Origin of the sequence: Acinetobacter sp. WCHA39 (genome assembly GCF_002165385.1) — a bacterium.
Classification (GTDB): Bacteria; Pseudomonadota; Gammaproteobacteria; order Pseudomonadales; family Moraxellaceae; genus Acinetobacter.
The window spans coordinates 151,029-174,979 of the sequence record NZ_NHRP01000003.1 but is presented as its reverse complement, the minus strand read 5'-3'; the positions used below and the strand labels follow the sequence as shown (position 1 = coordinate 174,979).

Annotated in this window: 21 protein-coding genes; 16 read left to right on the top strand and 5 right to left on the bottom strand. The window is 39.2% G+C overall.

The window, feature by feature from the left end:
* From CDG56_RS02750 to CDG56_RS02735, 4 genes are all read left to right on the top strand, one after another.
* Positions 1–1,519: NAD-dependent malic enzyme (locus CDG56_RS02750; RefSeq protein ID WP_227519040.1), on the top strand; the 1,519-nt coding region annotated here is incomplete at its 5' end.
* 223 nt (positions 1,520–1,742) lie between these two features.
* Entirely contained in the window at positions 1,743–1,853 is a 111-nt protein-coding gene (locus tag CDG56_RS02745; protein WP_087543379.1) for a hypothetical protein, read from the top strand.
* A gap of 298 nt (positions 1,854–2,151) precedes the next feature.
* Positions 2,152–3,219: an amidohydrolase family protein gene (locus CDG56_RS02740; RefSeq protein ID WP_087546866.1), complete on the top strand. Its 1,068-nt coding sequence runs from the start codon at positions 2,152–2,154 to the stop codon at positions 3,217–3,219.
* 9 nt (positions 3,220–3,228) lie between these two features.
* Entirely contained in the window at positions 3,229–4,068 is an 840-nt protein-coding gene (locus tag CDG56_RS02735) for an SDR family NAD(P)-dependent oxidoreductase (protein WP_087546865.1), read from the top strand.
* Between the two features lie 82 nt (positions 4,069–4,150).
* Here CDG56_RS02735 and CDG56_RS02730 read toward each other — a convergent pair whose 3' ends face one another.
* Complete coding sequence (locus CDG56_RS02730; RefSeq protein ID WP_004660976.1) at positions 4,151–4,573, bottom strand: Lrp/AsnC family transcriptional regulator; 423 nt, start codon at positions 4,571–4,573, stop codon at positions 4,151–4,153.
* Between the two features lie 226 nt (positions 4,574–4,799).
* Between CDG56_RS02730 and CDG56_RS02725 the strand changes: the two genes are divergently transcribed.
* The 7 genes from CDG56_RS02725 (at position 4,800) to CDG56_RS02695 (ending at position 13,848) form a co-directional block, all read left to right on the top strand.
* A complete protein-coding gene (locus tag CDG56_RS02725) occupies positions 4,800–6,074 on the top strand; it encodes a Glu/Leu/Phe/Val family dehydrogenase (protein WP_087546864.1) in 1,275 nt (424 codons plus the stop codon).
* A gap of 79 nt (positions 6,075–6,153) precedes the next feature.
* Positions 6,154–7,359: an aspartate aminotransferase family protein gene (locus tag CDG56_RS02720; RefSeq protein WP_087543387.1), complete on the top strand. Its 1,206-nt coding sequence runs from the start codon at positions 6,154–6,156 to the stop codon at positions 7,357–7,359.
* 22 nt (positions 7,360–7,381) lie between these two features.
* Positions 7,382–8,425: an arginine N-succinyltransferase gene (gene astA / locus CDG56_RS02715; RefSeq protein ID WP_087546863.1), complete on the top strand. Its 1,044-nt coding sequence runs from the start codon at positions 7,382–7,384 to the stop codon at positions 8,423–8,425.
* A complete protein-coding gene (gene astD, locus CDG56_RS02710) occupies positions 8,425–9,894 on the top strand; it encodes a succinylglutamate-semialdehyde dehydrogenase (protein ID WP_087546862.1) in 1,470 nt (489 codons plus the stop codon). Before astA ends, astD begins: the two co-directional genes overlap by 1 nt.
* A 32-nt stretch (positions 9,895–9,926) precedes the next feature.
* Positions 9,927–11,267, top strand: coding sequence for an N-succinylarginine dihydrolase (astB, locus tag CDG56_RS02705; protein WP_087546861.1), 1,341 nt, complete (start codon positions 9,927–9,929; stop codon positions 11,265–11,267).
* 34 nt (positions 11,268–11,301) lie between these two features.
* Positions 11,302–12,276: a succinylglutamate desuccinylase gene (gene astE, locus CDG56_RS02700; RefSeq protein ID WP_087546860.1), complete on the top strand. Its 975-nt coding sequence runs from the start codon at positions 11,302–11,304 to the stop codon at positions 12,274–12,276.
* Positions 12,277–12,453: 177 nt separating this feature from the next.
* Positions 12,454–13,848 carry an amino acid permease gene (locus CDG56_RS02695; RefSeq protein ID WP_005161448.1) on the top strand — a complete coding sequence of 465 codons (1,395 nt, stop codon included), beginning with the start codon at positions 12,454–12,456 and terminating at the stop codon, positions 13,846–13,848.
* Positions 13,849–14,060: 212 nt separating this feature from the next.
* On the opposite strand, the gene CDG56_RS02690 is transcribed toward CDG56_RS02695, so the two are convergent.
* Positions 14,061–15,572, bottom strand: a complete 1,512-nt coding sequence (locus CDG56_RS02690) for an aldehyde dehydrogenase family protein (RefSeq protein WP_087546859.1) — start codon at positions 15,570–15,572, stop codon at positions 14,061–14,063.
* A gap of 142 nt (positions 15,573–15,714) precedes the next feature.
* On the opposite strand from CDG56_RS02690, the gene CDG56_RS02685 reads away from it, so the two are divergent.
* Positions 15,715–16,896, top strand: a complete 1,182-nt coding sequence (locus CDG56_RS02685) for a transcriptional regulator (protein ID WP_087546858.1) — start codon at positions 15,715–15,717, stop codon at positions 16,894–16,896.
* A gap of 365 nt (positions 16,897–17,261) precedes the next feature.
* Here CDG56_RS02685 and mdh read toward each other — a convergent pair whose 3' ends face one another.
* The gene (gene mdh, locus CDG56_RS02680) at positions 17,262–18,434 is read right to left on the bottom strand and encodes an iron-dependent methanol dehydrogenase (protein ID WP_005161441.1); all 1,173 of its coding nucleotides are present in this window, start codon (positions 18,432–18,434) and stop codon (positions 17,262–17,264) included.
* 344 nt (positions 18,435–18,778) lie between these two features.
* Between mdh and CDG56_RS02675 the strand changes: the two genes are divergently transcribed.
* On the top strand, positions 18,779–19,312 hold the full coding sequence (locus CDG56_RS02675) for a lipocalin family protein (RefSeq protein WP_413772779.1): 534 nt from the start codon (positions 18,779–18,781) through the stop codon (positions 19,310–19,312).
* Positions 19,313–19,336: 24 nt separating this feature from the next.
* Here CDG56_RS02675 and CDG56_RS02670 read toward each other — a convergent pair whose 3' ends face one another.
* Both CDG56_RS02670 and CDG56_RS02665 read right to left on the bottom strand, forming a co-directional pair.
* A complete protein-coding gene (locus tag CDG56_RS02670; protein ID WP_087546856.1) occupies positions 19,337–19,498 on the bottom strand; it encodes a DUF2256 domain-containing protein in 162 nt (53 codons plus the stop codon).
* A 2-nt stretch (positions 19,499–19,500) separates the two neighbouring features.
* Positions 19,501–21,030, bottom strand: coding sequence for a cryptochrome/photolyase family protein (locus tag CDG56_RS02665; protein WP_087546855.1), 1,530 nt, complete (start codon positions 21,028–21,030; stop codon positions 19,501–19,503).
* A 751-nt stretch (positions 21,031–21,781) separates the two neighbouring features.
* Here CDG56_RS02665 and modA point away from each other — a divergent pair.
* From modA to CDG56_RS02640, 3 genes are read left to right on the top strand one after another with little or no spacing between them, the layout of a single operon-like run.
* The gene (modA, locus tag CDG56_RS02650; protein ID WP_143225210.1) at positions 21,782–22,552 is read left to right on the top strand and encodes a molybdate ABC transporter substrate-binding protein; all 771 of its coding nucleotides are present in this window, start codon (positions 21,782–21,784) and stop codon (positions 22,550–22,552) included.
* Between the two features lie 4 nt (positions 22,553–22,556).
* The gene (gene modB, locus CDG56_RS02645) at positions 22,557–23,246 is read left to right on the top strand and encodes a molybdate ABC transporter permease subunit (protein ID WP_087537202.1); all 690 of its coding nucleotides are present in this window, start codon (positions 22,557–22,559) and stop codon (positions 23,244–23,246) included.
* A 2-nt stretch (positions 23,247–23,248) separates the two neighbouring features.
* A complete protein-coding gene (locus CDG56_RS02640; protein ID WP_087543409.1) occupies positions 23,249–23,866 on the top strand; it encodes an ATP-binding cassette domain-containing protein in 618 nt (205 codons plus the stop codon).
* The last annotated feature ends 85 nt before the right edge of the window (positions 23,867–23,951 follow it).

The window sequence follows — 23,951 nt, the reverse complement described above, 5'->3', positions numbered from 1 at the left end:
TGTCATCATATTCGTCGTCAGAAAACAAGTATTATGCCATTATTTCAATGAGTTATCTTTTTTTGTCGTGTACAGAGCACTTTTTTATAATTTATTGAGTCAGCATTTAGATGAAATGCTACCCATTATTTATACACCAACCGTCGGCGAAGCTTGCCAGCGTTTTTCTGATATTTATCGTCGTCATCGTGGGATTTTCATCTCATATGCTGAACGTCAATACATCGATCAAATTATTCATAATGTGAATAAGAAAAATGTCAAAGTGATTGTTATTACCGATGGTGAGCGCATCCTTGGTTTAGGTGATCAGGGTATTGGCGGTATGGGAATTCCAATTGGAAAATTATCTCTATATACAGCATGTGGAGGTATTAGTCCCGCTTATACCTTACCGATTACGATAGATGTTGGTACAAATAATCAAGAATTACTCAACGATCCAATTTACATGGGATTGAAGCAACCTCGAATCAGAGGGGAGCAATATTACCAATTTGTCGAACAGATTATTTCTGCTGTGCGTGAACGTTGGCCGAATGTGTTGATACAGTTTGAAGATTTTGCCCAAATTAATGCGATGCCATTGTTGACTCAGTATCGAGATAAAATTTGCTGCTTTAATGATGACATTCAAGGAACTGCAGCAGTTACAGTTGCCAGTCTAATTGCTGCATCAAGAGCACTTGGTAAACAACTTAAAGATCAAACCATTACTTTTGTTGGTGCTGGTTCAGCAGGATGTGGTATTGCTGAGCATATCGTTAGACAAATGATGGATGAAGGTCTGAGCGATCATGAAGCCCGTTCACGTATTTTCATGGTTGATCGCTTCGGTTTAATGACTGATCAACAGCCTAATTTACTCGACTTTCAACAAAAACTCGCAACACCTGTGAATGCAATTTCAGAATGGGAGTATTCAGGACAAGAGATTGCGCTACTTGATGTCGTAAAAAATGCTAAACCTAGTATTCTGATTGGTGTATCAGGGCAAGCAGGTTTATTTAGTGAAGAAGTGATTAAAACTTTGGCTAAATATTATAAGCATCCGATTGTTTTGCCATTATCAAATCCGACTTCTCAAGTAGAAGCTCAGCCAAAAGATATTATTGAATGGACGCAAGGTGCTGCAATCGTTGCGACAGGTAGTCCTTTCGCACCAGTATATTTCCAAGGTAAAACTTATACGATTGCTCAGTGTAATAATTCTTATATTTTCCCAGGAATAGGCTTGGGTGTGATTGCATGTGGTGCAAATCATATTAGTGATGCAATGTTGATGGCTGCAAGCACAGCATTGGCAGATTGCTCACCGCGTTTAAAAAATCCAGCTGCAGAGCTTTTGCCAAATATTAATGACATTCATCAAGTCTCCAAATTCATTGCTTTTAAAGTTGCAAAAGCTGCGATGGCAGATGGATTAGCAGTACCCATGAGCAATGATGTGCTGAAAAATGTGATTGAAGATAATTTTTGGACACCTGAATATCGAAATTATCGCCGAGTTACTTTTTAATTGAGCCAGATCTAGTCTGATTGATGAAATGTAAATGTAATTCAGTAATCTAGAACAGAACAAAACCTGACTGATCTTGAATGATCTTGAATGATCTTTCAGGTTTTTAGCTTATTATTACTCTCATACAACTATCTGTTATATTTTTTTTATAAAATCTGTATCTACCTTTATCATCTGTATTCATTCAAAGTATAACGAGGTTGATATGAATGGGCTAAATATGAGTTTTTTAAAAAAGAAAAATAATGCGAGTTTCGTATTTTTTATTATCACACTCTATGCTTTTATCGGTTTTGGTTTAGGCTATATTATTTGGGAATATTTTCTTTAAAATCAGCTTCAAGTCTGATTTATAGCACTGTTTAGCTATTCATTTAATACAGCAAATTTAAGCTTGGTAATCTGTTTCGCTACAATGATCACATCTACTGGATGCGGCTTGGATTATATTCATCCAGCCATTCAAAACAATGAATAATATTCATAGCTCTTCATTAGAATAAATCATTTTATTCATAGATTTTTGTTCTGTACTCTAAAAATAAGCCGTATTTAAAAAATTACATAAATGATGACTTGGGACGATGATCATCACATCTTCATCATTTGAAAGAATAAAGAGTGTTGGAATGAGAAAACTCGATTTTGCAATTATAGATCCGCATATCCATCAATGGGATCCATATCATACTCCACATTCTGCTGCCTTGTTGGTTAAAGCTTTGGGGAATTATCCCCGTGTGATGAATAAAGTTATTCGAGTCGTTAAACCGAAGCCACTTTTAGACACGCTAGGATTAACTAAATATGCGTTGAGTCCTTATCTCCCTCAAAATTATCATGAAGATATGGGACATCATAGGATTGAAAGCGTAGTACATGTCGAAGCAAATTGGCATCATCATAAAGGCTTTGGTGTTGTCGAAGAAACCAAATGGATTCAACAATTAAATTTTAAAGACCAAAATTTAAAGCTAGGTGCAATTATTGCCACTGCTGATCCGCGAGATCGAAAATTTAAACAGATTTTAAAAGCACATCAAGATGCCAGCCCTCTATTTAGGGGGATTCGTAAAATGGCTTCTTGGCATGAGGATTCTGGTATTTTTCGTTGGTGTGATCAAGCACATTTATATCAGTCTAAAAAATTCCTTAAAGGCTTTGAACAACTTGCCAAAATGGATTTATCTTTTGATGCGTGGACTTATTCAACACAAATTTCAGAAATTACAAAATTAGCGAAACAATTTCCTCAAACACCTATAGTCGTTGATCATTTAGCAACACCCGCAGGACTTTTTGGCCCTATTGGCAAAAAAACTGGTCAAACACCTTCACAACGTGCCGCCATTTTCCAGCAATGGCAGCGTGATTTGGCAGTTCTGGCTGAGCAGAAAAATGTTTATGCCAAGATTTCAGGGCTGATGATGCCCGTGTTAGGACACCGATTTTATCAACAATACCGTACTGCAACCGTCTATGAAATGGTGAATTTATTAACACCATTGATTCAACATGCAATACAGGTATTTGGCCCAGATCGAATCATTTTTGCTTCAAATTTTCCTATGGATAAAGCTAATACAACGCTAAGCGATTTGATCCAAGCTTATATTGAAATGATCACACCTTATGGTGATCAAGCGATGTATTCCATTTTTAGACAAAACGCTGCCAATTTTTATCAATTAAATTAGAGTCATCATATGAAAAGTTTTAATCAAAAGGTTGCTGCAATTACGGGTGCAGGTTCTGGAATCGGTCAACAACTTGCAATTTTATTAGCACAGCAAGGCGCTGATTTAGCTTTGAGCGATGTGAATGATCAAGGTTTAGCTGAAACATTATCTTTAGTAAAACAGTATCCTGTGAAAGTCACTTTAACCAAATTAGATGTTTCTCATCAGCAAGCTGTACGTGAATGGGCGGAGAATAGTTTCAAAGATCATGGCAAAATCAATTTGATTTTTAACAATGCTGGCGTTGCATTAGCAAGCACCGTAGAAGGTATGAGCTATGAAGAAATGGAATGGATTTTTAATATTAATTTTTGGGGTGTTGTCTACGGCACAAAAGAGTTTTTGCCTTATTTAAAGCAAAGTGGTGAAGGGCATATCATTAATATTTCTAGTTTATTTGGACTCACTGCTCAACCTTCTCAAAGTGCTTATAACGCAACAAAGTTTGCTGTGCGTGGTTTTACCGAATCATTACGTCAAGAATTAAATATGCAAAATAATGGTGTCAGTGCGACTTGTGTACATCCAGGTGGTATACGAACCAATATCGCTAATAGTGCTCGTATGAGTGACAGTATCCGTTCTTTGGGTATGAATCCAGCAAAGGCTAGTCGATCATTTAATAAAGTCCTGAAAACCCCACCAGAAGAAGCTGCAAAAATCATTTTAGAGGCGGTCAAACATGACAAAGCTCGGGTATTGATTGGGAATGATGCCAAAATTTTAGATTTGATTCAGCGGATTACACCAACTCATTATTCTCAAGCATTAGATTTTTTAACCCAAAAAACTTTGAAAAAAAGTTAAAATATTCTGCAATCTAAGGATGCTCATTTAATTTGTGTGAGCATCCTAGTGGATTCATTTTAATGTGAATCATCGTCTATCATTATGTTTTATATGTAGAAAGTAAAATGCTGGTTTCACTATTATAAATACCAGAAATATTTCGAATTCGTTCGAGTGCCTTGTCAAAATTTTCTAAACTGTCGGACTGTAATTCAACCAAAATATCCCATTTTCCGTTTGTAGTATGCAGACGTTCAACGGCTGATTCTAAGCGTAATTCACGAATAACCGCTTGCGCTTTGGTTCCTTCCACCATGATATTCATCCAAGCACGGATAATATTTTTTTCCACATTTGGGCGGAAGCGTACAGTATATCCCGTGATGATGCCCGTCGATTCCATATATTCAATTCGCTTTTGTACCGTTGCTCTTGATACACGTGTTTTTGCGGCCAGATCTGTAATTGAGATCCGGGCATTATCTTTGAGTAAACCTAAGATAATATGATCAATATTGTTCATTTTGATACTTACTATTAGCAAATTGATAAAAATTAATTCATTTTAATCATTATAACGAATTTTGTGAATCAATTTGATTCTTAATAATAATCAATATACGAAGCCCCAAACATTTTTTTCGAATGAATCAAGAGATCTATGTTGACACGGAACGATGGGGTAAGCGGAAACCTTTGCAGTAAGGGAATCTGTACATAACAGGGACAATTGATTAATTAAGGAAAAGATGATGTCTTTATCATATGCGGCTCAAAATGGTAGTGCTTGGCAAACCTTTCTCACTCAAGTAGATCGTGTAGCACCTTATTTGGATGCCGACCTCAGCAACTTTGTCAACACACTGAAAACACCAAAACGTACGCTAATTGTTGATGTGCCAATCGTGATGGATGATGGCACAATTCGTCATTTTGAAGGCTATCGCGTACAGCACAATCTCTCTCGTGGTCCTGGAAAGGGTGGTATTCGTTATCACCAAGATGTTGAGTTGAATGAGGTCATGGCCTTATCAGCATGGATGACCATTAAAACTGCGGTGCTTAATCTCCCATTTGGCGGAGCAAAAGGTGGTGTTCGTGTCAACCCAAAAGAACTTTCAACACGTGAATTAGAGCGTTTAACTCGTCGTTTTACCAGTGAAATTAGCCCAATTATCGGCCCACAAATTGATATTCCTGCACCTGATGTTGGTACTAATGCCAATATCATGGGCTGGATGATGGATACTTATTCAAGTATTAAAGGTCACACGGTTACGGGTGTTGTAACTGGAAAACCTGTGCATTTAGGTGGTTCACTCGGCCGTGTTCGTGCAACAGGTCGTGGCGTATTTGTTACAGGTATGCAAGTTGCAGAGCGTATCAAATTACCTATCGAAGGCAGCAAAGTTGCCGTTCAAGGCTTTGGTAACGTAGGTAATGAAGCTGCTTACTTGTTTAATCAGGCAGGTGCAAAAATTGTTGCTGTGCAAGATCACACAGGCACAATTTTTAATGCTGAAGGTTTTAACGTAAAAGCATTACAAAAGCATGTTGCTGAACAGGGTGGCGTGAAAGGTTTTGCTGAAGCGACTGTGATCTCGGATGAAGAATTCTGGGATGTCGATATGGATATTCTGATTCCAGCAGCATTAGAAGGTCAGATTACTGTTGAACGTGCACAAAAACTCAAAGCGAAAATTGTGCTTGAAGGTGCAAACGGACCAACTTATCCAGAAGCAGATGATGTATTCGTTAGCCGTAACATTACTGTAGTTCCTGACGTAATTTGTAACGCAGGTGGTGTAACCGTCAGTTATTTTGAATGGGTTCAAGATATGGCGAGTTATTTCTGGAGCGAAGACGAAATTAATGAACGTCTTGACAAGCTGATGATTCAAGCCATGAGTGATGTGTGGAATACCGCAGCGCAAAAGCAATGTAGCTTGCGTACAGCAGCTTATATTTTAGCGTGTGAACGTATCCTCAAAGCTCGTAAAGAGCGTGGTATTTTCCCGGGATAAACCATCCATAAAGTTAAAGCAAACGGCTCATTGAATATTCAATGAGCCTGCATATCAAAACAGGAAGTGAGTAAATAAAATGAGCGAAGTCGCAATTACACGTAACAATTTTAATGATTGGATGGTGCCTGTTTTTGCTCCAGCAAATTTCATTTTGGTTCGTGGTGAAGGTTCTCGTATTTGGGATCAAAACGATAAAGAATATATCGATTTTGCAGGTGGTATTGCGGTTAATGCTTTAGGTCATGCCCATCCAGTTGCGGTAAATGCTTTAACAGAACAAGCTCAAAAACTTTGGCACATTGGTAATGGTTATACCAACGAGCCAGTATTACGCCTTGCAAAACAATTGGTTGAAAGTACATTCGCTGACAAAGTATTTTTCTGTAATTCTGGTGCAGAAGCGAACGAAGCAGCATTAAAACTGGCACGTAAAGTTGGTTTACTCAGTGGTAATCCAAATAAAAATCATATTGTTGCATTTAAAAATGCATTCCACGGTCGAACTTTGTTTACTGTAACAGCGGGTGGACAACCTAAATATTCTCAAGATTTTGCACCTTTACCGGGTGGAATCGAGCATACGGCATTTAATGATTTAGATGCTGCTAAAGCTATTATTACTGAAAATACCTGTGCGGTGATTGTAGAACCGATCCAAGGCGAAGGTGGTGTGTTACCCGCTGACATCGAATTTTTGAAAGGCTTACGTGCGTTGTGCGATGAAAAAGGCGCTGTGCTGATTTTTGATGAAGTACAAACAGGCGTTGGCCGTACAGGTTCACTTTATGCCTACATGAATACAGGCGTAACTCCAGATATTTTAACGACAGCAAAAGCCTTAGGTGGTGGTTTCCCAATCGGCGCAATGATTACTACAGATCATTATGCCAACATGTATGCGGTGGGTGATCACGGTACGACTTATGGTGGTAACCCATTGGCTTGTGCAGTGGCAGGTGCGGTGTTTGAATTCATCAATACACCAGAAGTTTTAGACGGTGTTAAAAAACGTCATCAATATTTCATCGATGCTTTGCATAAAATCAATGCTGAATATGGTTTATTCAAAGAAATCCGCGGTCAAGGTCTATTAATTGGTTGCGTTCTGAAAGATGAATATGCAGGCAAAGCAAAAAATATCGTGACCTTAGCGGGTGAAGAAGGCTTGTTGGCGTTGGTTGCAGGTACTGATGTCGTACGTTTTACCCCTTCACTGATTATTCCAATGGAAGATATTGACGAAGGTTTAAATCGTTTTGCTCGTGCCTTAGCACGCCTCTAAATCTTGTTGTGAGCATCTAACCATGATGATTGTTAGACATGCAGCGCATCGGGACTTAGATGATATTTATCGTTTAGCGCAAAGAGCAGGAGAGTCGGGCATTGGCTTGACCTCCTTACCAGAAAACAAAGAAATCTTAGCTGAACGTATTACACGTACGACTCACACTTTAGCGGGCTTAACCGAAAAGTGTGAGGCAAGTTATTTGTTTGTTTTAGAAGATACCAGTATTCACAAAATTGTGGGTGTGAGTGCGATTGAAGTTGCAGTGGGGTTAAAAGAACCATTTTACAACTTCCGTGTAGCAAAACAGGTGCATGCCTCTAAAGCCTTAAATGTGTATAAGACTTTAGATACTCTTTTTTTAAGTAATGATCATACTGGTTGCAGTGAACTCTGCACTTTGTTCCTTGATCCTGAATACCGCAAAAACCAAAACGGTAAGTTTTTATCAAAAGTACGTTTTCTGTTTATTGCAGCGTTTCGTTCTTTCTTTGAAGAAAGATTGATTGCTGAGATGCGTGGTTTTTCAGATCAAAATGGACATTCGCCATTTTGGGATTCGCTCGGTTATCTATTTTTTGATATGGATTTTGCAGCTGCGGATTATTTAAGTGGTGTAGGACAAAAAGCGTTTATCGCAGAACTCATGCCGAGATTTCCAGTCTATGTTGATTTGCTGACCTCAGAAGCGCGTGCTGTGATTGCTGAAGTACATCCGCACACATTGCCTGCGGCGAAAGTGCTGATGTCAGAAGGGCTTAAATATCAGGGTTATGTGGATATTTTTGATGCAGGACCAACACTGGAAGCCAATACCGCTGAACTACGTGCAGTCAAAGAGAGTCGTTTGCTCAACGTTCAAATCACTGAGCAAGTTGAAACGACAGAAACTCATTTTTTGGTTGCGAATGACCAATACCAAGATTATTGCGTGTTGTTGATCAATAACAAAATCACTGAAAGTGACACTTTGTACATGACAGCAGCACAAGCACAAGCACTGAATATTGCTGAACACGATCAAGTACGCGTTTTAGCATTAGAAAAAATGGAGAAGAACTAATGTCACAAGGTGCATTATTAATTGATGGTGCTTGGATCCAAGGACAAGGAACCGCATTCAGTAAAACCAACCCTGTTAACAATCAGCAAATTTGGGCAGGTCATGAAGCCAGCCAAGCTGATGTTGAGCAGGCATGTCTTGCTGCTCGTCAGGCATTTCCTGCTTGGGCACGTATGCCGTTAGAAGATCGTATCGCAATTATTGAACGTTTTGCGAGTCTACTTGAGCAGAATAAAAATGAATTGGCTCAAGTGATTAGTCAAGAAACCAGTAAACCACTTTGGGAAACATTGACCGAAGTGCAATCGATGGTTGGCAAAGTCGCGATTTCAATTCGTGCTTATGATCAACGTACGGGTTTCAGTGAAACTAGAATGCCAGATGGTATTGCTTCACTACGTCATCGTCCACATGGTGTTTTGGCTGTATTTGGTCCATATAACTTCCCAGGTCATTTGCCAAATGGTCATATTGTTCCTGCATTGATTGCAGGCAATACCGTAGTGTTTAAACCAAGTGAACTTACCCCTTGGACTGCGGAAGAAACGGCAAAGTTATGGCAGCAAGCAGGTTTGCCGAATGGCGTATTGAATATCGTACAAGGTGGGCGTAGTACAGGTGAGGCACTTGCTGCGGCTGAACAAATTGATGGTTTGTTGTTCACAGGTAGTGCGAATACAGGTTATCACTTGCATAAGCAAATGGCAGGCGCGCCTGAAAAAATCCTTGCTTTGGAAATGGGTGGCAATAATGCCCTCATCATTGACGAAGTAACAGATATTGATGCGGTCGTGAATTTAGCTATTCAATCCGCTTTTGTTTCGGCAGGACAACGTTGTACTTGTGCACGCCGAATCATTGTCAAGCAGGGTGTAAATGGTGATGCCTTCATTCAACGTTTTGTGGAAGTCGCGAAGAATCTAGTTGTTGGTGAGTGGAATGCTGAACCACAACCATTTATGGGTGGTGTGATTTCTTCTCGTGCTGCTGAACAAATGTTAGTAGCACAAACTAAACTGATTGCTTTAGGCGCAAAACCATTATTAGAAATGACACGTCCACAAGCAGACAGTTCATTGTTGACCGCAGGTATTTTAGATTTAACACAGGTGGATGGTATTCCTGATGATGAATACTTCGGTCCATTGACGACGATTTATCGCTATAACACTTTTGATGAAGCATTAAGCATCGCCAATAACACTCGCTTTGGTTTGGCGGTTGGTTTGGTTTCACCTGATCGCGATTTATTTGATCGTGTGTTGATTGAAGCACGTGCGGGTATTGTGAATTGGAATAAACCATTGACTGGTGCTTCAAGTGCAGCACCGTTTGGTGGAGTAGGTGCTTCTGGTAATCACCGAGCGAGTGCCTTTTATGCAGCAGATTATAGTGCTTGGCCAATGGCATCATTGGAAAGTGATAACGTGACGCTTCCTGCAAAATTATCACCGGGCATTGTGCTCTAAGACGGATCGCATCGGGACACATGGAGAATAAAATGTCTGGTTATGAAATCAATTTTGATGGTTTAGTTGGTCCTACGCATCATTATGCGGGCTTATCATTTGGTAATGTGGCTTCAACTAAAAACCGTAATAATGCATCAAATCCTAAGCTTGCGGCAAAACAAGGCTTGAAGAAAATGAAAGCCCTTGCAGACTTAGGGCTTAAACAAGGCGTGTTTGCACCACAAGAGCGTCCGCATGTACCAACACTGCGTCGTTTAGGCTTTACGGGTAGTGATATTGATGTAATTGCTCAAGCTATGCGTACGGCACCTGCGTTGTTATCATCATTGAGTTCAGCTTCATCAATGTGGACCGCGAACTCGTGTACGGTATCACCATCGGCTGACAGTGCTGACGGGCGGATGCATTTTACTGCTGCAAACCTAAATAATAAGTTCCATCGATCAATTGAGCATCATACAACGACTCGTATTCTTCAAGCGATGTTCAAGAATGATGTATATTTCGCGCATCACGAAGCATTGCCAGAAGCTGCTTTATTTGGCGATGAAGGTGCAGCCAATCATAATCGTCTAGGTGGTGCTTATGATCAGGCTGGCGTGCAAGTTTTTGTTTACGGTCAACAACAACTTGGTGGTACGGTTGCACCACAAAAATTCCCTGCACGTCAAACACGTGAGGCGAGTGAAGCGATTGCGCGTTTACATCGGTTAGATGCAAAGCGTACTGTATTTATTCAGCAAAATCCTGACGTGATTGATCAAGGCGTATTTCATAATGATGTGATCGCCGTGAGTAACCAACAGGTGTTGTTCCATCACCAACATGCTTTTTTAAATCAAGCTGCAGCCTTAGATGAAATTCGTCACAAGATGGCCGAAATTGAACAAGAGTTTGTTTCGATTGAAGTGCCTGAAAGTCGAGTGAAGGTTGAAGATGCTGTTTCAACTTATTTATTCAATAGTCAAATCTTAACCCGTGCTGATGGTGGCATGAGCATTGTTGTACCAGAAGAATCTCGTCAGAACTCAGCCGTTTGGAGTTACTTAAATGACATGATTCAAATGGGAACACCAATTGACGACATTAAAGTATTTGATCTGCGTGAAAGTATGCGGAATGGCGGCGGACCTGCATGTTTAAGACTTCGTGTTGCTGTAAACGACGCTGAGCTGAATGCAGTCAATCCAAACTTGTTCATGAATGATGCTTTGTTCAAAACACTGAATCAGTGGGTGGATCAGCATTATCGTGATGAGTTAACGCAGGATGATTTGGCTGATCCAAGTTTATTGATTGAGAGCCGTACTGCGCTAGATGAACTCACTAAGATTTTAAATTTAGGCTCGGTTTATCACTTCCAAAGATAAAACAGCAAAGAACGGCTTTTAAGGATGAAAGTACATGGTTGATCTACTCGCGTTGACTTTAGCGCAACAGGAACCCGAGCAAATGCAGGGTGAAACAGTTGAGTTTACATGGCAATGGCTAGGTGAAGGGTTACTGCAATGTACACCTAAAACAGCGTATAGAAAAACCATGGTGCTTTCTGCTGGAATTCATGGTAATGAAACAGCACCGATTGAATTATTGTCTCGCATCATTAGTGACCTATTTGCTGAGCATTTAAAATTAGCGGTGCGTGTACTCTTTGTTTTAGGTAATCCTAAGGCAATTCGACAAGGTGTTCGTTATCTCGAAAATGATATGAACCGAATGTTTTGTGGTGCATATCAGCAGTTAGCACAAGATGATGAAACGCATCGAGCAGCACAATTAGAACAGTTTACTTCAGAGTTTTTTGAGCAAAGTCAGTTTGAAGCACAGCGCTATCATTATGATATGCACACTGCAATTCGTGCATCATTACTGCCTGTATTTGCATTATTTCCCTATCAAACACAGCCCTATGATGACTTCCTGATTCAAAGTTTGAATGCTGCGGATTTGGATGCTTTGGTGTATCACAATGCGGTTGGAAAAACCTTTACTCATTTTACTGCTGAACGATGTCAAGCGGCGAGTAGTACCTTGGAGTTAGGCAAAGCAAAGCCGTTTGGTCAAAATGATTTAGCTGAATTTGCGAGTACGGATCAGGTTTTACGTGCGGTACTTTCAGAGCAGGCTTTGCCATGTAGACAAAAGCCAAGTATTCGCCAATTTAAGGTGGTGGACTCCGTTCTAAGGCAGAGTGACGATTTCCAATTGCAATTAAGTGCTGATGCACCTAATTTTTCGACCTTTCAGAAAGGTGAGGTGATTGCAACTCAGCAAGCAGGCAATTATGTCGTCGATAATCAACAAGTTTGGATTTTATTTCCAAATCCAAATGTGAAGATGGGCTTGAGAGCTGGACTGGTTTTAAAGGAAATTGGGTAGCATACACTACATCGACTTTTAAAAAATGGATGTGATACGGAATAGGCGTAAATGGAGTTTGAATATGGATGTTCAGTAGAAAACAAAAGATCGGAAAAAATATCCATTGGATATTCATTTTTATGAAGTGGAAAGCAAGGACAGGTTGTCATAAAAAGATAGTTGGAGTGATCGTGTATGATTAACAATATGGAAGTGGGTAAGCCGCTAAAACGTGCCATGACGAAACGTCATTTGGTGATGATTTCATTAGGTGGTGCAATTGGAACGGGCTTATTTTTAGGCTCAGGTGATGTGATTTCACAGGCAGGTCCCATTGGTGCGATTCTCTCTTACCTGCTTGGTGGTATCATTGCCTACATGGTGATGCTGTGTTTAGGTGAGTTGGCAGTACAGATGCCAGTTTCGGGTTCATTTGGTGAATATGCCAGAACCTATATTGGACCAGGCACGGGCTATATGATCACATGGTTGTATTGGTTGACGTGGACTGCAACATTAGGTACTGAATTCACAGCTGCAGCTTTACTCATGCAGGAGTGGTTTCCTTCCATATCCATGTGGACATGGACCTTATTATTTGCAGCACTGGTCTTTACGCTGAATGTGAGTTCCACTCGGTTATTTGCTGAGTCGGAATTTTGGCTATCTTTGGTTAAAGTTCTCACCATTATCTGTTTTATTGCATTGGGCCTAGCCGCTATTTTTGGCTTGATCTCCTATCATGGTCATGAGTCAGCACCGCTGTTTAGTAAATTGACCGAGCATGGTTGGTTCCCAAATGGTATTTACCCAATTTTTGCCACAATGCTGATCGTTAATTTTGCATTCTCTGGTACAGAACTGATTGGGGTTGCCGCAGGGGAAGCTGAAGAACCTGCGAAAACGGTACCGAAAGCAATTAATGCTGCAATTTGGCGTTTATTGATTTTCTTTGTTGGTACGATTGTGGTGATTTGTGCATTACTGCCTTATGAAATGGCAGGACTCAATGCAGAAGGCGTAAGTAATAGTCCATTTGTAACGGTATTTAATTACATCGGCATTCCATATGCAGAAGATATTATTCGTTTTGTGATTATTACTGCACTTTTATCGGCTGCTAACTCAGGCTTATTTGCTGCTTCTCGAATGATGTGGTCATTGTCAGCGCAGAATCAACTTCCTAAAGTGTTTGCTAAATTGACACGTTCAGGTACGCCAATTATTGCCATTATTGTCACCATGTTTGGTGCAATTCCTGGTTTATTATCTGAACAATTTGCGCCTGAAACCATTTTTAAAAATTTACTGGGTGTTGCTGCTTTTACTATGGTCGTGGTTTGGATCTCAATTTGTGTGAGCCAATTTAACTTCCGTAGACAATGGATTAAGTCTGGTAAAACCGTAAAAGACCTTAAATTTGCTGCACCGTTGTTTCCGTTGACACCAATTTTAGGTGGGGCCTTCTGTGTCATTACTTGTATTAGTATGGTGGCAGATCCTTCAATGCAAGTTGGTTTTGTCTGCTGTGTTCTATTTATCATCGCCTGCTATGCAAGCTACTATATGTTTTATAAAAACAAAGCTTAACTGTATAAGCTAATCTTTCATAACAGACGAATCTACACTCAGAATCTTTGAGTTGAGATTCGTCTTTTTTACTTTAGAAAATGACGATTTGGCTGTTTATAAAATGTAAAGAACTTCAAATAGAGATGACAAAAAAGAGCAAGTGCCGTAGTACTTGCTCTTTTCATTTGATTTAGGATATTTGCTTATAGGTAAATATCGCTAGTCATGTTTTAGAAGAATCCAGCAGGTTTAGTTGAGTAGCTGACTAAAAGATTCTTGGTTTGTTGATAGTGATCTAACATCATTCTGTGGTTTTCACGACCAACGCCTGATTTTTTATAACCACCAAAAGCAGCATGAGCAGGATAGATGTGGTAACAGTTTGTCCAAACACGTCCTGCTTCAACTGCTCGACCAGCGCGGTATGAAGTATGTGCAGAACGAGCCCAAACGCCAGCACCTAAACCATAGATGGTGTCATTTGCGATTTTGATGGCTTCATCAAAATCTTTGAACGTTGTTACAGATAGAACTGGTCCAAAAATTTCTTCTTGGAAGATCTGCATCGCGTTGTGTCCTTTGAAGACAGTTGGTTCGATATAGAAACCTTCACCCACTTCTTGTCTAGCACCACCACCCGTAAGAAGTTCAGCACCTTCTTCTCGACCCATGTTAATACAACGTAGGATTTTTTCCTGTTGTTCTTGTGAAGCTTGTGCACCAACCATTGTTTCAGTATCAAGTGGATGTCCAACTTTGATACGTTTCACACGCTCAATGGCTTTTTCTAAGAACTTATCCGCAATACTTTCTTGAACTAATGCGCGAGAGGGACAAGTACAAATCTCGCCTTGATTGAGTGCGAACATTGCAAAGCCTTCAAGTGCTTTATCAAGAAAATCATCTTCTTGATCCATAACATCTTCAAAGAAGATATTTGGAGATTTTCCACCAAGTTCTAAAGTGACTGGAATAATATTCTCAGTTGCATATTGCATGATCAACTGTCCAACTTGGGTTGAACCTGTAAATGCAATTTTGGCAATACGAGGACTAGTGGCAAGTGGACGGCCTACTTCGACACCATAGCCATTCACAACGTTTAATACACCAGCAGGTAGAATATCTTGGATTAATTCTAAAACAAGTAGAATGCTTACAGGTGTTTGTTCTGCTGGTTTTAATACGACACAGTTACCTGCTGCTAGTGCAGGAGCAAGTTTCCATGCAGCCATGAGAATTGGGAAGTTCCATGGAATAATTTGTCCAACGACACCTAAAGGTTCGTGGAAATGGTAAGCAATTGTATCTTCATCGATTTCTGAAATGCCACCTTCCTGTGCACGGATACAACCAGCAAAATAGCGGAAGTGGTCAATTGCCAATGGAATATCGGCAGCAAGTGTTTCTCGAACAGGCTTACCATTATCCCAAGTTTCTGCAACGGCAAGATATTCTAGATTTTGTTCTAGTCTATCAGCGATTTTAAGTAAAATATTTGAACGTACTGTCGGAGAGCTTTTATTCCACTCAGCTTTGGCTTTGTGTGCTGCATCTAATGCGAGTTCGATATCTTCAGCTGACGAACGCGGTACTTTTGTAAATACTTTGCCATCGACAGGAGAGATATTATCGAAGTATTCTCCTTTAATAGGTGCTACCCATTGACCGCCAATAAAGTTCTCGTATTGAGCTTTGAATTGAACCTTTGAATCAGGTTGATTAGGATCGACATAACGCATATATATATTCCTTTGCTTATAATTGATCTGTTAAGCATCTACAGCTTTGGTATAAGGTACTTTTGTACGCTATTTGATTAGGATATAACTGGGAAGGTTGGAGAAAGGTTGGAAAACGTGGTCATTAGTAAGGGATACACAAATGTTTACAAAACGAGACCTATTACAACAACGAACATCAATTGATCAACTTAAGCGACACAATAGTTTGTCGCCGCAAAGTGCTGAAATGTTAGGACAAAGTATTGCCAGTTCTTGGCAACGCTCAGCATCTTGTGCTATTCCAAAAGAGCGCTTGGCTGCACCTTTATTGGCACAACATAACAAAGCAAAAACGACTTTAGATTTAGCATTAGAGGCTTGTTCAAATGATCTCAGTCATATTGCGGCACAATCATCTATGGTGATTGCGGTTGGCGATGTGGGGAGTACAATTATTTGGACTGCTTCCAGTACGCAGATGCAAAGCGCCGCTGAAAAGGTACATTTTATTGCAGGCGGTCAATGGGCAGAAGAAGAGGTTGGGACGAATGCCTTAGCGCTGTCTTTAAAGACTCAACAATCTAGTTGCGTGTTTTCAAATGAGCATTATATGGAATCCGTGCATGACTGGGTTTGTTATGCAGCGCCAGTGATTGATCCCTACTCCAAACAAGTGTTAGGTGTCGTGGATTTATCCACAACTTGGAAAAATCACAATACGCTCGGTGTATTGGCTGCTGAGCGTTGTGCATCTATTATTCAAACCGCTCTGATTGAACAGCAACGTCAGCGTTTATATATCCGCGCTTTTACTTCACCGCAAGTGATGTTTAATAATAAATCTTTGGTTTTAACGCCGCGTCAAATTGAAATTTTGGCAATTTTAGCGCTCTGTCCGAATGGTTTAAATTTAGAAAATTTACATCAAGCGCTTTATGGTGAGCGTAAAGTCAGTGTTGGAACGTTAAAGGCTGAGATGTCACAGTTACGTGATATTTTGGGCGGAATGCTAGGCTCAAGACCTTATCGCTTACTTGCAAATGTAGAAGCTGATTTTTTATATGTGGAACAGGCACTTGATTCGGGTTATATCGCCTCAGCATTACAATTGTATAAGGGTATCTTCTTATCAAAAACAGAAAGTCCTTTCCTATGCGCATGGCGAGATTGTCTTGAATCACGTCTCAGCGATATGATTTTTAAAACCAAAGAAATTGATGTATTACTGAAACATGTAGCTCATTTCCCTGAAGCAATTGATGCCGTTGAAAGATTAATTGAATTGTTACCTTTAGATCATCCTGCTCATCAATCGCTGAGCAAATTCAGAGATATGTCATAACTATAGCGGATCTAAAAAATAAAATTTTGTTTTATTATTCAATAACAATGGATGATATCTTTTGGGATGTCATTTAGCTGGCATTAGAAAAATTTGTCTAAAGGCATATCATCTAATCAAATTGAAAAATAAGATGATTCGCTTAATTTAGTTCATAACCTTTAAACAATATAGCAGCGTTTGACCTTATCAAAGACATGGTTAATTTAGAAAAAATGATTCACAAGTTCGCTGAAATTTGATTCGATTATGGATGTTGATAAGCTCAATGGAATAAAAAAGGGAATACCTTTTGAGGGGTATTCCCAAAATCAAGTAAGCCAACGGTCGGAGAGATTCAGCTTACTTCTCGGGAAAAGCGTGGATTACAATGCTGCTTTAAAAATCTCAACAACTTGGGCATGCGTTGCTTTGCGAGGGTTAGTCAGCATACAGGCATCTTTTTGAGCATTTTCAGCCATGATTGCAAGATCTTCAGTTTTCACACCAAGTTCAGTTAAACCAGATGGGATACCGATTGAAGATGATAATTCCCGAATGGCGTCAATGGCTGCAAAAGCCGCTTCAGTTTCTGTAAGCCCTTCAGTATTTACACCCATAAGTTCAGCAATTTTTGCATAACGGTCTTGGCAAGAAATTAGATTGAACTCACATACATGAGGGAGCAATACCGCATTACATACACCATGAGGGAGATTATAGAATCCGCCTAATTGATGAGCCATGGCATGGACATAACCTAGAGATGCATTGTTGAATGCCATACCTGCGAGGTATTGTGCATAGCTCATTGCATCACGTGCTTCAATATTTTCACCATTTGCAACCGCAGGGCGTAGCCATTGGCTAATCATGGTAATGGCTTTTTCTGCACAGGCATCGGTGATTGGGTTTGCTGCAGTCGATACATAAGCTTCAACTGCATGTGTAAGTGCATCCATTCCCGTTGCAGCGGTTAAACCTGCTGGCTTTGCAACCATGAGTTTAGGGTCATCGATTGCAATTAATGGAGTGCAGCGCCAGTCAACAATTGCCATTTTTACGTGGGTATCGGTATTGGTAATAATACAGAAACGGGTCATTTCTGATGCAGTACCCGCAGTCGTATTAATCGCAATAAGTGGGGTCATTGGTACTGTACTTTTATCAATACCTTCATAGTCACGGATATGACCACCGCCAGCCGTGACGAGTCCAATCCCTTTTGCACAATCGTGTGATGAACCACCACCTAAAGAGACAATAAAATCACAGCTATTGTCGTTATAGGCTTGTACACCATTATGTACATTGATGTCAGTTGGATTTGGTTCTGCGCCTGGAAAAATGTGGCTGTCAACGCCTGCATCTTTTAAATATTGTGCAATGGTGTCTGCAACACCAAATTTAAATAAGCCTTGATCAGTTACGATCAGTGCTTTTTTTGCACCAAGATTCTGTGCTTTCGCACCGATTTCTTTTGCACAGCCTGGTCCAAAAAGAGATACACAAGGGATGTAAAAACCGTTAGTTTGATCTGCAATATTTTTAAAAGCCATGGAGCGATTCCTTCTTCCATATTCCATTGTTTGTTATTCAGTGATCTCATCACTGTAGGCTCAGTATGCAAGGCTTAAAAATTTTTCCTACCTACCAAAAACCTACCAAGAAATGTCTCAGACTGTTTAAATGAAATAATATGAATTTTTATCTCGGCGCAATCGATGCATATTAGAAAATTAAATTTCTGTATTTTTACTGAATATTTATGTTGTTAAATAATTGTTTTTTAATGTAATAAAGAGTAAATCTCACATTTTATTCACGGTTTTATCTCTATAAATTGTTTAGTCAATTTTGATAAAATCAAGAGGATAAAATGAAAGCTAAAACTTTATTTGGCATGGCAATATTGTCTGCTGCAATGACTGCTGCTGTAATACCAATCCAAGCAAATGCTGAAAAACCCTCTGCTGTCGATAAAATTGATGTGAATCAATATGCTGGAAAATGGTACGAGATCGCTCATTTGCCAATGTATTTTCAACGACACTGTCTAAGTGATACGACTGCTGTGTATACGCTTAATCCTGATAAAACCATCGGGGTCTTAAATAGCTGTAGAACTAAAACAGGGCAAATGGATAGTTCAGAAGGTGTGGCTTATCCTGCTAATAGTCGGAATAGTAAATTGAAAGTTAGTTTCTTACCTAAAGGTTTACGTTGGCTGCCATTTACGAAAGGCGATTATTGGGTTTTACGCGTAGATCCTGAATATAAAGTTGCATTGGTAGGTGGGCCATCGACGAAATATTTATGGCTTCTTTCTAAGACACCAACAATTGATGACGCTACTTATAATTCATACCTTGAAACAGCGAAACAACAAGGTTACGACTTATCTAAGCTCATCAAAACTCCTCATCGAACACCATAAGTTCTTAAAATTTAATCAGGTATCTCAGTTTGATACCTGATTTTTACTATTAATTTTAGCTTGTGATTTGCATTTTTTAGAGCAATATTCAACTTCATTCCAACATCTTTCCCATTTTTTACGCCAAGAAAATGTGAGGTGGCAATTTAGACAAACTTTCTCGGGTAAATGTATTTTTTTATGCATTTTTAGAGTTCTTCGATTTGATTTTGAAGGTGGGAGGCACGTTTTAAAATACGATTTTGTTCAGATAATTCTAATTTATCCCATTGCTTATACATCATTGTCATCCGCGGATTTGAACTAAAAAAGACTCGATTTCGATGTAGAAAGTCCCAATATAAACTGTTGAATGGGCAACTATCATGATCAGTTTTGGTTTTTACATTGTAATGGCAGTGCTGACAGTAATTGGACATTTTATGAATGTAATTACCTGATGCTGCATAAGGTTTACTTGCAACAAGACCAGCATCTGCAAATAAAACCATTCCATGAGTATTTGGAAGTTGTACCCATTCAAATGCATCAGCATACACGCTCAAATACCATTCATTGACTTGCTTGGGTGAGATGCCATTCAGTAATGTGAAATTACCAATTACCATCAAGCGTTGAATATGGTGAGCATAAGCATTTTCCAAAGAGTTTCTTAAGCATTCATGCATACATTGCATTTTTGTTTCAGCAGTCCAAAAACAGCTGGGCAAGTCTCTTTCAGCATTTAATTTATTGAGATCACGATAATTCGGCATGCATAACCAATAAACGCCGCGAATAAATTCACGCCAACCTAGTATTTGTCGAATAAAACCCTCAGCAGCGTTCAACGGAATTTGGTTATTGTAATAAGCTGATTCAGCAGCATCACAAACTTCTTTGGGTGACAGCAATCCACAGTTTAGGTAGAGAGAAAGGAGGCTATGGAACATATAATCTTGTTGGTTCACCATAGCATCTTGATATTGACCAAAATGGACTAATTGATGTTGGATAAAATGGTCAAGGGCTTGAAGAGCCTGTTGACGTGTAGTTGCCCAGTTGAAATGATCAATTTGACCAATATGATCTTGAAACTCTGCTTTAACTAAAGCGATCACATCTAAATCAATCTGGTCATGAGTAAAATCTAAAGCAGGAGAAATAGTGGGGGTTCCATTCCACTTTTGACGATTATCACTATCAAAATTCCATTTTCCTCCAATTGGTTTATCCGCCTCCATCAAATAGCCTGTTTGCTGTCTTAACTTTCGGTAGAAAAACTCCATCCGTAGGACTTTGGCAGTTGAACTCCATTGTTTAAAAGCTTGAATCGAAGAGAAAAAACGATCGTCTATAAGGATTTGTATGGGAATGTTAAGTTCTTTTTCCCAACTATTTTCCATTTGATATTGTAAGCGGTATTCTCCACATTCGGTTATGACTAAACCTTTTGCTTCTTGTTTATCTAATTGAGACTTAAGAAATTGAAGAAAATTGTTTGTTGTTTTTGAACGGTCAAAAACTTGATAACGAACAGTCCATCCTTGTTGTTTAAGATGTTTGGCAAAATGTCGCATTGCACTAAAAATGAGTGCAATTTTCTGAGGATGGTGTTTTACATAAGTGGCTTCTTCAACCAGTTCTGCCATTAAAATCACATCTTCATGTTTATCAAGTCGTTTTAATGTGGCGATTTCTTCCGAGAGTTGATCACCTAAAATTAAACCGTAGCGCATAAGCTTTCACGCTTAAAAATTTGAATATAGTTTTTCGGTTGTAAAGTTCTTGTGAATACTGCAATTCTTTTTAATCGTATTGGATTGAGAGCTTTTAAATTAAGCAGCATGGGCACTTAAATAAACGGCTAAAACTTGAATATACATTATGAAATATTCTCAGTGAAGAAACAGGTGACATCAAATGCGCATCTAATTTTTGACCGTAACAATTACAGCTCAGCGTTGGTTGAATGACATTGCCACAGCTTTTGTGTGATCTATATTAATCATCCAATTTTTTGGCATAGCCATTGCTTTATGCTGGTTGAAAAATATCTATGCTCAGGCTCTTGAAATAGATACAAAGTATTTTTCGTTTGTTTCCTTCTTGAAACATATTTCACCATATTTTTTGTATTTTTGGAGTGAAATCTTTTGCTTATCGCTATATTTCTGAGAATATATTTTTAAGTATGAAGGATATTTTATCGTTCTGATTTCAATAAAATTAGAATCTTTAAAATGCGACCTTTGCAAAAGTGGAAAAGGTTTCATAATTTGGATTGCACTAAATTGAGCTGTTTTTAATTTTTGCACCAAACTGGGATGAACTCACATTAGGTGAAATTGAATTTCATCATGCTGTGAGATTTTATTTTGACTCATAGCATCATTAAAAATAGCAAAGCCCCAATCTCTGTTATTTTTAGCATATTTTTATCTTTCAATATGTTTTTAAAAATATATCGATTTCTGAGGGAAGAGAGGTATGTCGATCAATATGAAAGCGATCCGTGTTTTATGTACTATCTTTGGTTGTAGCGTATTTTCTAGTAGCAATGTTTTTGCGAATGAGTCTGTAACGGTCTATGCCGCAGCAAGTTTGACCAATGCGGTGAATGAATTAGATGCAATCTACGAACAAAAAAATAAAGTTGAAGTAAAGACTTCTTATGCGGGTTCTTCAACGCTAGCTAAGCAGATTGAAGCAGGTGCGCCAGCTGATGTATTTATTTCGGCCGATGTGCAATGGATGGATTATTTACAGAATAAGCAGCTTGTTTCAGCAAGTGATCGCGTGAATTTATTGGGTAATCGTTTGGTAGTGATTGCCCCCAAAGCTCGTCCAATCAAATTAAAAATAGATAACAGTTTTGATTTCACTAGGGTTGCTCAAGGTAAATGGTGTACAGGTGATACCAAGAGTGTACCTATTGGGAAATATGCAAAGCAGGCTTTGATCTCGATCGGCTGGTGGGATAAGGTTTCAACTCGCCTAGTGGAGACAGAGGATGTACGTGCTGCCTTAAACTTTGTGGCTCGTGGTGAATGTCAGTTAGGGATTGTTTACGCTACTGATGCAGCAATCAGCAAAAATGTCGTCATCATTGGAACATTTCCAGAAAATACCCATCAACCTATTATTTATCCAATAGGTTTAGTAAAGAAGAATACAGAGTCAATGAAATTCTATAAGTTTTTACAAAGCAGTCAGGCAACAAAAGTATTTAAAAAATATGGTTTTAGTGTACTTAAGTAATTAAATGATGATTCTGACTCCTGAAGAACTTGAGGTGTTGCTACTGTCATCTAAAGTGGCAGCAACATGTCTGATTGTGAGTTTAATTCCTGCTATTTTGATTGCTTGGGTTTTGGCTCGAAAAGAGTTCTGGGGAAAATCACTATTTGAAACACTGGTTTTCTTACCTTTAGTGTTACCACCGGTTGTACCTGGTTATTTGTTACTTCAAATTTTTGGCAATCGAGGTATCTTAGGGCAATACCTAGCACCCTTGGGGTTAGAGTTTGCGTTTAATTGGAAAGGGGCTGTGTTGGCTTCTGCAGTGATGGGTTTTCCGTTATTGGTACAATCAATTCGACTCGCCATTGAACTGGTCGACCAGCGCTTAGAAATGGCTGCAAAAACCTTAGGTGCATCCTCTTTCGGGGCATTTATGCAGGTGACATTACCTCTTGCCAGTAGTGGTATTTTGGTGGGGAGCATTTTATGTTTTTGTCGAAGTTTGGGTGAGTTTGGTGCAACCATTACTTTTGTTGGCAATATTGCCAGTGAAACACGGACACTGCCTTTAGCGATGTATAGTCTGATGCAGCAGCCTGATACTGAAGCCGCAGTATGGCGATTGATTATTTTGTCTTTATCTGTGGCGTTTTTTGCGTTGTGGTTTGCGCAATGGTTCAATCGTTATCAAAAAAATAAGCGTGGGCATTAGCGATGATTGATTGTCATATCCAACTCAAACAAGGGCAATTTGATCTTGATCAACGCTTTCAGTCTGATCAGTCCGTGATTGGTTTATTTGGGGCTTCTGGTTCAGGCAAAACTACGATCTTACATAGCATTGCAGGCTTAGTTACGCCGCAAGCAGGTTGGATCAAAATCAAAAATCAAACATGGTTTGATCAGGCACAGAAAATTAATCTGACTACACAACAACGTCGTATTGGTCTTGTATTTCAGGACGCACAGTTATTTCCGCATAAAAACGTCAAGCAGAATCTATTGTTTGGATTTAGGCATATTCAACCGCAGCAACGTCAGTTTGAACTGGACTATATTATTGAGTTACTCAAGTTAGAACATCTGATTGAGCGAATGCCCATCAAACTATCTGGCGGGGAAAAACAGCGTGTCGCATTGGGACGAGCATTGCTGTATTCACCACAATTGTTGTTATTAGATGAGCCACTTTCTGCATTGGATGCAGCACATAAAGCAGAGATCATTCCTTTTTTTCAAAGCGTCAAACAGGAATTAGGCATTCCAATGTTATATGTCAGCCATGATAAATCTGAGATTGAGCAGCTCACCCATGAAATCTGGTATTTATAAATAGCGCTGTAATAAAGCCAGAAATTTCTGTACTTCCTCATCATTGACATGATCAACATCTTTTAATAGTGGAAATTTATCATAT

Bases quoted from the DNA above. Each gene is read 5' to 3' on its own strand.
- CDG56_RS02695 (WP_005161448.1), top strand. From the start codon at position 12,454: ATGATTAACAATATGGAAGTGGGTAAGCCGCTAAAACGTGCCATGACG.
- CDG56_RS02670 (WP_087546856.1), bottom strand. From the start codon at position 19,498: ATGCATAAAAAAATACATTTACCCGAGAAAGTTTGTCTAAATTGCCAC.
- modA (WP_143225210.1), top strand. From the start codon at position 21,782: ATGTCGATCAATATGAAAGCGATCCGTGTTTTATGTACTATCTTTGGT.
- astA (WP_087546863.1), top strand. From the start codon at position 7,382: ATGATGATTGTTAGACATGCAGCGCATCGGGACTTAGATGATATTTAT.
- astB (WP_087546861.1), top strand. From the start codon at position 9,927: ATGTCTGGTTATGAAATCAATTTTGATGGTTTAGTTGGTCCTACGCAT.
- modB (WP_087537202.1), top strand. From the start codon at position 22,557: ATGATGATTCTGACTCCTGAAGAACTTGAGGTGTTGCTACTGTCATCT.
- astE (WP_087546860.1), top strand. From the start codon at position 11,302: ATGGTTGATCTACTCGCGTTGACTTTAGCGCAACAGGAACCCGAGCAA.
- astD (WP_087546862.1), top strand. From the start codon at position 8,425: ATGTCACAAGGTGCATTATTAATTGATGGTGCTTGGATCCAAGGACAA.
- CDG56_RS02640 (WP_087543409.1), top strand. From the start codon at position 23,249: ATGATTGATTGTCATATCCAACTCAAACAAGGGCAATTTGATCTTGAT.
- CDG56_RS02745 (WP_087543379.1), top strand. From the start codon at position 1,743: ATGAGTTTTTTAAAAAAGAAAAATAATGCGAGTTTCGTATTTTTTATT.
- CDG56_RS02730 (WP_004660976.1), bottom strand. From the start codon at position 4,573: ATGAACAATATTGATCATATTATCTTAGGTTTACTCAAAGATAATGCC.
- CDG56_RS02690 (WP_087546859.1), bottom strand. From the start codon at position 15,572: ATGCGTTATGTCGATCCTAATCAACCTGATTCAAAGGTTCAATTCAAA.
- CDG56_RS02665 (WP_087546855.1), bottom strand. From the start codon at position 21,030: ATGCGCTACGGTTTAATTTTAGGTGATCAACTCTCGGAAGAAATCGCC.
- CDG56_RS02735 (WP_087546865.1), top strand. From the start codon at position 3,229: ATGAAAAGTTTTAATCAAAAGGTTGCTGCAATTACGGGTGCAGGTTCT.
- CDG56_RS02675 (WP_413772779.1), top strand. From the start codon at position 18,779: ATGGCAATATTGTCTGCTGCAATGACTGCTGCTGTAATACCAATCCAA.
- CDG56_RS02720 (WP_087543387.1), top strand. From the start codon at position 6,154: ATGAGCGAAGTCGCAATTACACGTAACAATTTTAATGATTGGATGGTG.
- mdh (WP_005161441.1), bottom strand. From the start codon at position 18,434: ATGGCTTTTAAAAATATTGCAGATCAAACTAACGGTTTTTACATCCCT.
- CDG56_RS02725 (WP_087546864.1), top strand. From the start codon at position 4,800: ATGATGTCTTTATCATATGCGGCTCAAAATGGTAGTGCTTGGCAAACC.
- CDG56_RS02740 (WP_087546866.1), top strand. From the start codon at position 2,152: ATGAGAAAACTCGATTTTGCAATTATAGATCCGCATATCCATCAATGG.
- CDG56_RS02685 (WP_087546858.1), top strand. From the start codon at position 15,715: ATGTTTACAAAACGAGACCTATTACAACAACGAACATCAATTGATCAA.